7 protein-coding genes are annotated in these 14,502 nt (G+C 39.3%); all 7 read left to right on the top strand.

All coding sequences use genetic code 11. The annotated features are described in order from the left end of the window. The first annotated feature begins 430 nt into the window (after positions 1-430). The 7 genes from NSQ91_RS06965 to NSQ91_RS06995 all read left to right on the top strand — a co-directional run bounded on the left by NSQ91_RS06965 (position 431) and on the right by NSQ91_RS06995 (position 14,458). Positions 431-2,116, top strand: coding sequence for a hypothetical protein (locus NSQ91_RS06965; protein ID WP_340917102.1), 1,686 nt, complete (start codon positions 431-433; stop codon positions 2,114-2,116). 240 nt (positions 2,117-2,356) lie between these two features. Continuing rightward, entirely contained in the window at positions 2,357-2,959 is a 603-nt protein-coding gene (locus NSQ91_RS06970; protein ID WP_076305711.1) for a hypothetical protein, read from the top strand. Positions 2,960-2,964: 5 nt separating this feature from the next. Then, the gene (locus NSQ91_RS06975) at positions 2,965-3,396 is read left to right on the top strand and encodes a hypothetical protein (protein WP_076305712.1); all 432 of its coding nucleotides are present in this window, start codon (positions 2,965-2,967) and stop codon (positions 3,394-3,396) included. 1,051 nt (positions 3,397-4,447) lie between these two features. Beyond that, a complete protein-coding gene (locus tag NSQ91_RS06980; RefSeq protein ID WP_076187556.1) occupies positions 4,448-6,424 on the top strand; it encodes a PA14 domain-containing protein in 1,977 nt (658 codons plus the stop codon). A gap of 23 nt (positions 6,425-6,447) precedes the next feature. Beyond that, a complete protein-coding gene (locus NSQ91_RS06985; RefSeq protein ID WP_256716695.1) occupies positions 6,448-7,866 on the top strand; it encodes a GBS Bsp-like repeat-containing protein in 1,419 nt (472 codons plus the stop codon). A gap of 199 nt (positions 7,867-8,065) precedes the next feature. After that, positions 8,066-13,648, top strand: coding sequence for an RHS repeat-associated core domain-containing protein (locus tag NSQ91_RS06990; protein ID WP_340917111.1), 5,583 nt, complete (start codon positions 8,066-8,068; stop codon positions 13,646-13,648). Between the two features lie 36 nt (positions 13,649-13,684). Further along, complete coding sequence (locus NSQ91_RS06995) at positions 13,685-14,458, top strand: hypothetical protein (protein WP_076305689.1); 774 nt, start codon at positions 13,685-13,687, stop codon at positions 14,456-14,458. Positions 14,459-14,502: the final 44 nt, after the last annotated feature.

Here is a 14,502-nt window from a genome sequence, read left to right on the forward strand (position 1 = left end):
TAGAGAGGTTCGATTTCCTACATGGACGGCTAACGAGTGGCAAGATGACCTGGTGAATCCATGGATTATTGGAGAAATGGTAAACGATACTACATGGAAAATATCGGGTACCCTTCAGCAAACATAACTTTGAGAAGGGCAATTATATTACTCATTTCTACTCTTTTGATAAATCCGGCACTTTGACTTTGTTAGGAGGGACTTCAGTTAATGTAGAAGGTGGTACTGGAGGTGCTAAAGAAACGGACATTTCCAGTGTGTCATATGATGTATTCATATATGGACTTGATAGCACAGTACAGGAGGTACGTTTTCCAAGCTAGACCGCTAATCTAGGACAAGATGATATTGAGTGGATTGAGTGTGTTAAGGTTGCAACCGGGGTCTGGAAAGTACATTTTTCAATAGTAATAAGATAGGTGGGGAATTGATGCTAAAAAAGACAGCATATTTGTTCATTTGCTCACTAATGCTTTTGTTATTAGTTATACCAAGTGTAGGAGCAAAATCAGGAACAAAATATATTTATAACAAAAATGGACAACTGGTTGAATTAACTAATTCAAATGGTAATTTCGAGTTAAAATACGATAAAAATGGAAATTTAGTAGAAAGGTCAAAAAGCGATAATCTATTATTTAACTCAGGATTTGAAAGCTATTTAGGTTCTGAGAATGTAGCAGATGGCTGGGATAAATATATGGCATCAGGGGTCAAGGGAACTTACGAAATAATAACTGCAGGGGCGTCCGAAGGGAGGCAAGCCCAGAAACTAATGGTAAGCTCTTTTCCGAATGCTGGTGATGGGGCGAATGTCTCGCAGGTGATGTTTATCCAAGGCAGTAAAAGTTATAACGTAAAAGGAATGCTGAAGCTGGCGGACATGAAGTATGCGAAGTTCGAGGTCATTGTGTTCTTTTATGATGCGAACAACCAACTGGTCGGAGGGCAAACCCCGGTCGAATACACTGGCAATACTGCAGATTGGGTAGCGTTCGCTGGAAATGTAACATCCCCGACAAATGCGACCACCGCACGAGTGCACATGCACTTAAGCGCTACAGAAAACAATGGAAAAGGTACGGCATATCTGGATGGAGTAACCGCTACATTACTGGGAGATTCTAATCTATTATTCAATAGTGGTTTTGAATCGGATAAAAGAAATGATGGAGCTGCAGATGGCTGGGATAAATATATGGCATCAGGGGTCAAGGGAACTTACGAAATAATAGCTGTAGGGGCGTCCGAAGGGAAGCAAGCCCAGAAACTAATGGTAAGCTCTTTTCCGAATGCTGGTGATGGGGCGAATGTCTCGCAGGTGATGTTTATCCAAGGCAGTAAAAGTTATAACGTAAAAGGAATGCTGAAGCTGGCGGACATGAAGAATGCGAAGTTCGAGATCATTGTGTTCTTTTATGATGCGAACAACCAACTGGTCGGAGGGCAAACCCCGGTCGAATACACTGGCAATACTGCAGATTGGGTAGCGTTCGCTGGAAATGTAACATCCCCGACAAATGCGACCACCGCACGAGTGCACATGCACTTAAGCGCCACAGCAAACAATGGAAAAGGTACGGCATATCTGGATGGAGTAACCGCTACATTACTGGGAGATTCTAATCTATTATTCAATAGTGGTTTTGAATCGGATAAAAGAAATGATGGAGGTGCAGATGGCTGGGATAAATATATGGCATCAGGGGTCAAGGGAACTTACGAAATAATAACTGCAGGGGCGTCCGAAGGGAAGCAAGCCCAGAAACTAATGGTAAGCTCTTTTCCGAATGCTGGTGATGGGGCGAATGTCTCGCAGGTGATGTTTATCCAAGGCAGTAAAAGTTATAACGTAAAAGGAATGCTGAAGCTGGCGGACATGAAGAATGCGAAGTTCGAGGTCATTGTGTTCTTTTATGATGCGAACAACCAACTGTCAGGAGGGCAAACCCCGGTCGAATATACTGGCAATACTGCAGATTGGGTAGCGTTCGCTGGAAATGTAACATCCCCGACAAATGCGACCACCGCACGAGTGCATATGCACTTAAGCGCCACAGCAAACAATGGAAAAGGTACGGCATATCTGGATGGCGTCTTCGTAATGAACTTTTAAATTGATGTAGTCAAAAGGATCGCAAGTCCTCCAACTTCGACACGGAAATAGGTAAGCACTAATTACGGATTTGAGCCGTTTTTAGATTAATTTTATTAATAAAACGTTAAAACTATAGGAGGAACTAGAGTTGAGAAATACCCATTAATCCAGAGACTATTAATTATTATATTATGTGTAATAGTACTCTTACCTAATTACCAGATAAATGCAGCAGCTAGTAATCAAGGAAATAAATCAGTGATCGTTCTGCTGAAACAATCATTTCTGATAATTATATGGAACAAAATAATACGTTACCCACAATACCAATCCAAAAGATATACCGTTCCTAAGATTTTACTTAAAGGCAATAATAAAGTTAAAGTACAAAGCACGACTGTTAGACCTAAAAATGTAAAGGCATCGATGGATAGCTCTAACTCTTCTAATAAGTTGAGAGCGGAAGTGAATAGCCAACGGAATAGTACAAAGGGAACGGGAAATGCGATAATAAGTGATGGAAGAGTATCAATCGATGCTATTAAGGCTAATCCTAGTGCTTTTAACGGTAAGTCTGCAGATGATATTGCACAGATGCTAAGAAACCAAGGTTATGATGTAACAGTTCAAGTCTCTACCAAGTCTCGCTCTGGTGCACAAATAATTAAAATTAATAATTCTGGTGGCGGTAAGAATATTACTCAGGTACAAGTTTCGCCGGGTGGTGGTAGACATGGAGATAGTCCTTATGTAAAAATAAGTACAAGTGACCAAGGCATTATTAAGATTGTTAATGGGGCAGAAAGCGTTTATAAAACGGATGGAAAAGAAGCAGCAACAATTATCTTTACAGGGAGGTAATAACTATGGTTGAGCTACATGCTCCTATCCTTCCATGGAAAGGAATAGGAGGGGTTAAACTCTACAGTCATATAAGTGACTTCGTTCCTTTACTAACTCAGCAAAAGGTGAAGGGAGAACTTTTAGGTAAATTTCTAATAAAGTATGAAATTAATACTTCAATCGATCTTTGGTTTAGTCTAATTAATGGTAAATTATTTAAAATAACAGCACTAAGTAGTTACACGGGAGCACTATTTGAAAAAATAACAATTGGTATGCATATCGATGATGTCTTGAAAATAGAACCTAGCTTTGTCTATGATGATTTTGAGGAAATATATTGTAGTGATAAAGGGATATATATTGAGACAGATCCTACTACTGATATAGTATTATGGATATCTGTATATATAAAAGAAGTTGATAATGAAGACTTCGAAACTGGAAACTGGTAATAATAACTGGGCCGCATCAGCTTATGCTGTTGCGGTCATATTGTTTTAGAAGCTATTCTGTGTAAAAAAAGTGTTGAAAAATAATATACAAAGTTATGGTCAAGAAAATTCTCCTATAATGACGCAATAGGTTATGAAGTAGGTGTAACGGTAGCAGTTAATGTAGGAGTTTCACTTGGTTTTTCAACTCTTGCATATTCATATGAGAGCGAAATTAATATTAACGAGTTCATATGATATTAATGCGTTTACGAAATTTCTCTTATCTACGGGATACGCAGAAATAACTATAATTGAAGTGGATGATAATGATAACACTATTACTGAAAGTAGCAGAAGCTTAAATGATGGGTGAATGGCACTAACGTTCAATTTTGATCACTTCTAAATGGCAAACAAGATAAGATATATAAGAATAAAGTTTGCAGTGGGGGGAAAGAAAAAGCCTATCTAGATATAGATCATGTGGCTATTAACCCAGTGACAGTTCTAGAAAAATGGAAATTGGATGTACCGAATCAAACTCGATATTTTTACGATTCAAATGGAAGACTGAGCTATATACTTTTGCCTGATTGTCACATCATCATGCAACAATTATAATAATAATGGTGCGCTGTTAAAGAAAGTAGTATTGTGAGTAGACGCAAAATCATTATTCTATAAAACCCACACAATGTCTTGGGACTCGTGTGGGTTTTATTCTATAACAATTGATATTAAGTACGAGTTCATTATTTAAAACACCATTTTTACATACTTCGCAGATCACTCTCACGCCGCAATTCTTTCACTAAGTAAAAATAATCCATACCTTAGCATTTGAGGTTTTGCTATTCGACTTTTCTTCAGTTTTTTCGACAAATTACCACTCTTTAACAATTTTTTGTGTTGTCGTATGATTGAGATCAGTGTTTATTATTGTATATACATAGCTTCACTTTAATGATGATTTTATATCTCACTGGAATTAGGATTCAATTAAGAGCTTATATAGAAAAGTAAAGTGAATCAGTGAGAACAAATAACAATAGAAAGGAGAAAAGAAAAATTGAGCTTTCTAAAAAAGGTTTCTTTATCATGCTTTACGGCTGTACTAATTTTCATATTTTGTGAGATTCTCGGAACTAATGATTTACTGCAGCCAGTAGTTTCACCAAATCTTGCAGGAGCCGCAGCTAGCAACGGTCTTAAAGGTGAATATTACAATAATATGGATCTGACAGGATTAACCCTCACACGAACGGATTCTAATGTAGATTTTAGCTGGGGGCTAGGATCACCGAATTCTTCCATCGGGGAGGATTCCTTCTCTGCTCGATGGACGGGTACCATTAAACCGAAATACAGTGAAACCTATACCTTCTATATGGTTGCAGATGATGGGGTTCGTTTATGGGTCAATGGCCAATTAATAATCGATAAATGGGTGACACAAGCTAGCGAGCTGACGAGTTTACCCATAACCTTAACTGCGGAGAAAAATTATGACATACGTATCGAGTATTTTGAAAATGGCGGAGGGGCAACGGCCATTCTACAATGGGCAAGCCCAAGTCAAAGCAAACAGGTCGTGCCACAAAGTCAGTTAAATCCTCCAGTAGAAGTCTCAGGTATGGGACTGAAGGGGGAATACTATGACAATATAAATCTGAGCGGACTTAAGCTAACACGTACGGATATTAATCTTAACTTTAATTGGGGATTGAGCTCTCCAGCCCCTTCTCTTGGCGCGGATACATTTTCCGTGAAATGGACAGGAACGATCAAACCTAAATATAGTGAAACCTATACATATTATATGATTGCAGATGATGGTATTCGGCTTTGGATAGATGGTCAATTATTAATCGACACATGGGTGACACAAGCCAGGGAGCTGAAGAGTCTACCGATTACATTGATGGCAGGACAGAATTATGATATCCGTATCGAATATTTTGAAAATGACGGAGGAGCAACGGCTATCCTTCAGTGGTCGAGCCCCAGTCAAACCAAGCAAATTGTACCGCAAACCCAGTTGTATCCACCTGCTGAAATTTCGGGCACAGGTCTGAAGGGTGAATATTATGACAATATGGATTGGACAGGACTAAAGCTAACACGAACCGATGCGGATCTTAATTATAATTGGGGTGCCGGGTCTCCAGATGACTCCCTTGGAACAGATACATTTTCAATCCGATGGACAGGAACACTTAAGCCCAAATACAGTGAAATGTATACCTTTTATTTAAATGCGGATGATGGAGTACGTCTTTGGATAGATGGTAAACTTCTTCTTAATCGGTGGGAAAATCAGTCGGGTCAATTTGAAAGCAGCCCTATAGCATTAATTGCAGGTCAACAATACGATATTCAAATTGAATATTTTGAAAATCTAGGCGGCTCAGCCGTTGGATTATTATGGACAAGTCCTAGTCAGACCAAACAATTCATACCGCAGAGTCAGTTGTATCCCCCTGCTAAATTACCCGGTGCCGGCTTGTTAGGTGAGTACTACGACAATATGGATTTGACAGACCTTACACTCACTCGAACGGACCCTGCTATTCATTTTGGGTGGGGACTTGGCTCCCCAGATGCTAGCATAGAGGGGGATACATTCTCAGCAAGATGGACGGGAACGATTCGCCCGCTGTATAACGAAACATATACCTTCTATTTCAATTCGGACGATGGGGTCAGACTTTGGGTGAACGGCCAATTGATCATAGACCAATGGGTCACGCAGGCAAGTGAACTGACCAGCCTTCCTATCTCATTGATAGCGGATCAAAACTATGACATTCGTGTTGAGTATTTTGAGAATAGTGGTGGGGCAAACGCTATTTTATCCTGGTCTAGTGCTAGCCAGATAAAGCAGATCGTGCCTAAGTCCAATTTGTTCTTACCATACAAAACCTATACTCCTGTAGAATACCACTACAATGCGGGAGGACGAATAGAATACATTCGATATTCAGATGGGACTGTTGTTCATTACTACTATGATGCAAACGGTAACTTACTACGGAAGAACCTATAAAAGTGTAAAGGAGTACTATACAGATGAAGATATTAAAAACAACAATGCTATTGTTGGGAGCGTTAGTAGTCTTTTTAGGATATGGAGATTGTATTCTGACTGCTTCTGCCCAGGACATACCTTATGCCAACTATATTATGGTGGATATAAGTAGCAATCCAAAACCACAAACCTTATATGTCTACAATCAAGGCAGGCTAGAAAATGAAATTTATCCCGATAACTCGATCATTCAATATACATATGATAGGAATGGAAATCTGCTAAAGAAGAGTAAAGGCTATTCGTCAACATCGTATGTATTTAGTAGCTCAGCACTTTCCTATGACATCTATTTAAAGGGGGTTTCTGATAGTATCCAACAGGTGACTTTTCCGACATGGACTGAACAAGGTGGACAAGATGACTTGGAATGGATAGCGGGTGAGAAGCTTACTAATGGATTATGGAAAGGAACAGTTGTCCTAGCTAGGCACGGAAAAGAAACAGGCCAGTACAATACACATATCTACGCAGATGGCAAAGCAGTCAGTGGATTAACTGCCACGGTACAAAATAACATAAGAGTGATCTCACCTCATGAAGTATCATTGGCGGATGGTTATTATGAGATTTTTGTGGAAGGAATCGCGAGCAATGTTAGAGAAATTCGATTTCCTACGTGGACAGATTACAATTGGCAAGATGACCTAATGGATCCATGGATTATCGGCGAAAAAGTAAATGAGACGACATGGAAGATTCGTATTCCCTTTAGTAATCATAATTATGAGACAGGTAGTTATATTACGCATATTTACGCTACTGATAAATATGGAAACATGGAAATGCTAGATGGCACGTCAGTTAATGTTAAGGGGGGGACAGGGGGTTCAAAGGAAACGGACATATCTGGAGTGTCCTACGATATATTTATCTATGGTGTAGATCCGAAAACGCAAAAAGTCCAATTTCCAACGTGGACAGCGAATAAGGATCAGGATGATTTAGAGTGGATAGAGGGCGTTAAGATTGCAAATGGGGTGTGGAAGGGAACCGTAGTTTACTCAAACCATCATTCAGAAACTGGACGATATAATACTCATGTTTATGCGGATGGGAAATATAGTGGAGCTTGGTTATTTGATGTGACAAATAATACAAGAATCACAGCTCCGAGTGTTGCATACATGAGCAGCAGTTTTTACGATATTACGATAGAAGGAGTTCCCTCTAGTGTTACAGATGTTCGATTTCCAACTTGGACGGTAAGTAATGGTCAAGACGATTTAGAGGATCCATGGATTAAGGGGGAACGTTTAAGTTCTACAAGTTGGCGAATTCGAATTCCTTTCTTTAAACATAACAATGAAACAGGAATGTATATTACCCATATTTATTCCTTTGATGCTTCTATGAACAAAATGATGATTGGTGAAATTTTAGTAGAAGTAAAGAAGTGAGTGAAATTAAAAGAGGAGATGCAAAATTCATGTTAATGCATCCCAGGATAGGAAGGTATATTGAAGAAGAAACGATTCAAATAGGGAATGAACTATTATTCTAATAGATTATAGATAAATATTGGGGAATATTTTCATAGAAAGATAGAAATATAGCTTAATTGTGAGGTAACCAAAATAATTGCTGGGGGAAACTAAGTTGAGAAAAATAAAGCTAGTGAGAAAAATATTAATGGTCATCATGTGTTTATCTTTGATCATTCCAAATATTTTGGAAGGAACTGCGAAAGCGAGTACAACCGTTAAAAGTACTTCTGATCAAACTTACATAAACAAAGCACAAGATTTACCTGCTCCATCACCTGCACCGTCAGATTTTTTGGATTTTTCAACGGATTCGGGACCACAGCCTACACCTACGACTCGTCCAGAGAATTCTGCGAGTAAATTATTCAAAGAAGAAGGTTGGCAGGACTCCATTCCTCCATTGCCGGATGAGAAGGCTACTGTGGAGGTAGCCACCTATGATCCGAAATTTTCCGAAGCTATTGTATCAATTAAAGTTAAAACGCTTGAGAAGCAAGGATTACTCAATCATTCGGTCTCTTCAGGTGGAACGGCTACAAATCAAAGAGTAGTATCACAAGATTTAATCGAATCTGAAATCGAAAAGCTGTTTTTGGCCGGAGCTTCCATTGAAGATGTCTATTGGATTAATTATCTGATGCAGGATTCACCGAATCAAACCTTACTTGAGCTATTAAAGTGGAAGCAAGAAGGAAAGCTAAGCTGGGAAGACATACAAGGGGAATTAGAAAATCAAGCTATCCAGAAGAAGAACCCATCTTCGGTTCAAAATTCTACCTACCAGGATGATCCGATCTTTCAACAATTTCCGAGCATAACCTCGCTAGTGTATGGAGAGGACCTTTTTTCTCCAGATAAATTGAAAATCGCGGCTTTAACGGTGACTGCTTTTGATATGAGGGTCGCTGGCATATTTGACGGACTAGTTGTTCGAGCTCAGCTTAATCAAACCAACAAACCCCAATTTGGAGATCGTAATACTACTGATGAAGTGATCGATCCTGTTTCCGGTTCATTGACATGGAAAGAGAATCAAATCCATTTACCCGGTCGAGATGGTCTGGATTTGGATATTGGGATTATGTACAGTTCCAATCAAGGACATTCTTTTGAAAGAGCATATAGTTCTTCAGGTAATTATACGTACACAGAAAGATATGATCATTTTTTGGAGATGAATAGTTTAGGGGTAGGTTGGTCGTTTCAATTTCCTTCAATCGAAAAAAATGGCGACTATCGTTATTATCATGACGGAAAAGGTGGGGTGTATACCGTAGCCCGTTATCCAGAAAATGGTGATGAATTTACAAAATACACAAAGTTCCTAAATTACAAGCAAAAAAACATGCGATTTGTTTATAACAATGAGAACCATGAATTTAATAACGGAGAGGAAAATTCCTGGTACTACGTTGAATTCGAGGATAAGAGAAAAGAGTACTTTTCTGCCAATGGAGCACTTATCGGGATTGTAGACCGTTTTGGAAATACAATTAACTTTAAGCATCGCTCTATAGATATTGATGGTATACGATCTGTTCTTATCAGTTCAATTACAGATACAGTGGGTCGTGAGGTTACTTTTGAATATGAGGATAACCTTAATACTCAAGAGATATTTAACGGTGAAAATGTGACGATTCGAGTTAAGCAAAATGGAACCGAGGTCCAAAAGGTCATCTTGACTAAAGGCAGAAAACTTGTGCCAGTGAATGAAATTGAAGTCTATTTGCCTGTACTATGGTCGGTTACAGATCAGAATGGGGACAAGACCTACTTCGACTATGAGGAAGGAATTGCATATTATCAAACAGGGAGTGATTATTCGGGTGCAAGAAATCAAAACTATCATACCTTGCTAAAAGAAGTCATATATCCTAATTCAAACACAGAGTATACGTATGAACGGGTTTCCAGAAATATAGGTGAAGATCAAACCCTTCATCAATTTCGACTCTTATCAAGGGTAGATAAAACAGGTCCGAAAAATTATAATTGGCTTCAGTATACGTATACAGGTGACTATACGGGATATCCGACCTATTATCCGCCATATCTACAGCAAAATAATCGCTATAGCAGCACGGTTACCGTAAAAAGCGATACGGCGGCCAACAACTCCAGAATCACCCGAAATTATGATGGTAAAGGAAAGTTGCTATCTACGGACACTCAAGCAGCTAATGGGGAGCGCAAGATCGTTACGAATACAGCATTTGATGGACTCTTCGAGCTATTCCCGACGAGAACTACAATTTCAGAATATGGTGTCGGGGACAGCGAGGCAAGTGCTAATCATTTGTATACAGAAACAACATATTCAGATTGGGGACTGGTCAGTACCCAAACCCAACCATTAACGGCGGAGCAACATAACAATTCAAATCTAAAACAACACTATACGACAACGATAAGCTATGAACCGAAATATCATTTAGTGGAGTCTAAATCTTGGTACCAGAATGAATCTGATCCGGCCCCATTAATTGAACGATACACCTACACTGACAAGGGAAGGCTATCGACAGTAACGAATGCGTCGGGGGAACAAACCACATATAGTTATGGTAACCGCGATACCTTGGGTGGAATCTCTCAAATGACGGCTGAAAAGACAGCCAAGGGTCAATTGGTAGCTAAAAGTGTAACCATATACGGACCTGAGAGTCGTTACGCCTACCCGACAGAACAACAACAGTGGTTCAACATCGGGAAGTCTGACCAGAAAATCGTGAAGACGAAGATGAGTTACGAGATGGGAACGGGTTTGCTGAAAAGTCAAAGTGACGGCAACGATCAGACTACGGTCTATGAATATGATGCAGCAGGTCGTCTAAAAAAAGAAACACATCCGATTCGAACCAATAGCAATGGAGAAACCTTCAGAGAGGTTATCGATTACAATTATTATCATCAAACCTCCAGTAACTTTGATTCGGTGAATGCAGGGACCTATGTTCTGAAGGTCGATACGATTAAAACTGTCACTCAATTATCCACTAACAGTAGTATGAGAACGTATGCGAATACGTTATATAATGGAATGGGCCTAGCGTTGTTAGAAGAGCATTATGACGATAACGTGAGTCAATGGGTCTTCACCCAGTACCACTACGATGATCAAGGACAAGCGATCTATCAAAAGGATGCGTTAGGCAATGAGATTACGGCTAGTTACGATGCATGGGGAAGGCAGAATCGTGCCACAGATGCCAATAACAATATATATGTAACGGATCATAACCTTAAGCAGCGCAAGACAGAAAGTTACATGATTGCTGCTGACACTCAAGAACGATTGAATTATCTGGAAACTATCTATGATCCATGGGGCCAGCCAGTTACCATGAAAACCTATAAAGACTGGCCGAGTCAATCACAGCCCCTCACAGAAAGTTATCGGTACGACATCAGTGGTAACGTGATCGGTTATACGGACCCTGCGAATCATCTGAACGATGCTGGGATTACAACATCGTATAGCTATGATGCTCTAAATCGTCTAACCTCCGTCTATGATGCGTTAAACCAGCGCACACGCTATACGTACGATGGAATTGGTCAGCTTGCGAAAGTTACGGTGCAAGCTAAAGGTGGAGCGGAGCAAACGCTGAATACCAAGAGCTACAACGAAGTTGGGTTATTGACGAGCAAGCTGGATGGGGCCTCTCAAAGTGAAAGCTTATCCTACAATGCATTAGGGCAACTAACCAGCAAAACCGATCGTAATGGCAGTGTGTTTAACTACAGCTATGACGAAATTGGTGGGCTTAAATCTAGCACAGTCAGCGGGAGTATCAACAATGTACCTCAGACACAGAAAACTGAATTGACATATAGCGATGGCTCGCCGAATTTGCAGACTACTAAAACCTATCTTAATGGAACAATGAAGGCTGTGCAGAGCAGTAGTGTGAACAGTTTGAATCAGGTACGGAGTATGAGCGGTACGGTCTATCCATCTGGGGTAGCTGCCCACTCTGCTTATATACTGAACCAGCGGGACGCGCTTGGTCGAATGACACAACTGAATGATAGCTACTTAGGCTTTTATGTAAACTACCAATACAACAAAACGAGATTGGACAAAGTGCAGACAAACGGAAGTTCTGTAGTGGATAGTGCATCAGCAGCCAATGTTCAATACGTTTATTCTGCCAATAACCTAGTGAAGTTCATTATCTATCCGACTCTGACAGACGGCAGTGTGTTACGGACCGAGTATGCGTATAACAAAGCGCTGAACTGGGTCGAGAGTATTACGAACCAGAAGGGAAGTAGCGTACTTTCTAGATATGTGTACGGATATGATAATAACGGAAATGTGATCTCGATCAAGGAAACGAAAAAAGATGGAACGGAACAAACGACAACATTTGCGTATGATGCATTGAATCGCTTAATAGCAACAGTACATCCAGGTGGGGGTCGTGATGGATATACGTACGATGTACGTGGCAACCGCTTGACAATGGAACAAAGTGTGGGTGATCCAGTAGCTTCATTTGAGGATACTAGCTATAGTTATGACTTGTGGAATACGTTAACATCCGTAACAAAGAACGGAAGCGAGACGAGGTTCGAGTACTATGGTGACGGACTTCGTGCGATAAAGAGCAAAGGTAGCACGCATACGCAAGTAAACTATGATTTAAATGGACAGGTAATTACGGAAGAAAAGTTAAATGGTAATAATATCGTGCAGAAATCCACGTATGTCCGAGGCGACCGAGTACTGGTGAAGAAAGACAAGACCGCTAGTAAAGATTATTATTATCTGTACAATGGTCACGGCGATGTAGTACAGATGGTAGATACGAGTGGTGCAGTAGTGAATAGCTATGCTTACGATGTGTGGGGCAACATTACCAGCCAAAAAGAAGAAACGCCAAACCCATTCAAGTACACAGGTGAAGTGTATGATGAAGAGACAGGTCTTTACTATCTGCGTGCACGATATTATGATCCGAGTATGGGGCGGTTTTTAAATGAGGATACGTATGAGGGGCAGATTGATAATCCGTTGAGTTTGAATTTGTATACGTATGTAGAGAACAACCCATTAATGTATACTGATCCAAGTGGACATGCGCCAATCGTGGGGGATAGTCCATATGATACAGCCCCTACAAATACTGTTAAGGGTTATATAGTATATGTTACAGAAAATCAGTTAACCCAACTTGGATTCCAAAATGTAACTAATGATATGTTGAAAGACCTAAATATTACATTGGGCATGTTTGATATAACAACTAGCGATAGGATTAGTCATTTTCTAGCACAGGTAATGCAGGAATCTGAATTGGGTAGGTGGACTACTGAATTAGGTGGTAAAAAATATTTTTCAAAATATGAGCCTGGAACTAAATTAGGTAAACAACTTGGCAACAAGGATAAGGGTGATGGATATAAATTTAGAGGTGCAGGATATATACAAATGACTGGTAGGTATAACTATCAGCGTTTTGCTGACGCAATGGATGACCAGAAAATTATGGAGTTAGGTGCTGAATATGTTGCTGAAAATTATGCATGGCGTGCAGCTGGATTCTGGTGGGATGATAACAATATGAATGAATTGGTTGATTCAGGTGCTTCAGTTGAAAAAGTAACAAGGCGAGTTAATGGGGGGACAAATCATCTTGCTAATAGACAGAAATACTACGCACTTACTAAGAAAGTTATACGTTAAAGAAAGACTTACTACTTGGAATGGAGATGAAGAGATGTGAAGCAACGGTTAATAATTATAATACCAATTTTATTAATATTAATTTCTTGTAGTGCGAAAGCTGAGCTAAACTCTGATAAAGCAAAAAATAGTAGTGAATCAAGTATAGGAGAAAGTTACGAAGTTGAAAGTAACAAGTATTCTAAAAACAAGATTAACATAACGTATCCAAAATTAGTGAATTTAGCTAATGATACAAATGAAGTGAAAATAAATGAATTGATTCAAGAAGAAGCAATAAGAATAGTTAAATCGTATTCATTAGAGAAGGATAGTCTTGAAATCGGATATCGAATTACATTTAAGAGTAATGAGTTACTGAGCATTCAATACTCTGGATCAGCATTTGCTGAAGGAGCAGCCTATCCGTTAAATGTCTTTTATACCTCAAATATTGATTTGGAAAAGGGGGTTAAGGTTAAATTAACTGATTTATTAGAGATAAACGAAGCATTCGTTGAAGCATTTAAACAGGGTAACTATAAAAGTTATGATAAAGATTTAAATTTGCAAGAGGAAGGAGTTATAGAAGATATCTGGAGTGGATATGATGCTCAAGATTTACTTAATTATTTTAAACAATCAGATGAAGTAAGTCAGATAAATGAATCAGGCACATTCAGCTATATCACCCAAGATTCAATTGGAGTAAGTATTTCAGTTCCACATGCGTTAGGCGACCATCTAGAAATGGAGATAAGTTTTGCAGAATTAAGTGAAAATATAAAGAAAGAAAATAAGTTGCTAGATAGCATAGTAGTAAATAAGTAATATATTAGTTGACCACATGGATGGAGAATCCGTGTGGTTTTTTA

Source organism: Paenibacillus sp. FSL R7-0048, assembly GCF_038004505.1.
In the GTDB taxonomy this organism is placed as follows: Bacteria; Bacillota; Bacilli; order Paenibacillales; family Paenibacillaceae; genus Paenibacillus_AQ; species Paenibacillus_AQ odorifer.

Coding starts and splice junctions, on each gene's coding strand:
- NSQ91_RS06985 (WP_256716695.1), top strand. CDS start 6,448: ATGAAGATATTAAAAACAACAATGCTATTGTTGGGAGCGTTAGTAGTC.
- NSQ91_RS06965 (WP_340917102.1), top strand. CDS start 431: ATGCTAAAAAAGACAGCATATTTGTTCATTTGCTCACTAATGCTTTTG.
- NSQ91_RS06975 (WP_076305712.1), top strand. CDS start 2,965: ATGGTTGAGCTACATGCTCCTATCCTTCCATGGAAAGGAATAGGAGGG.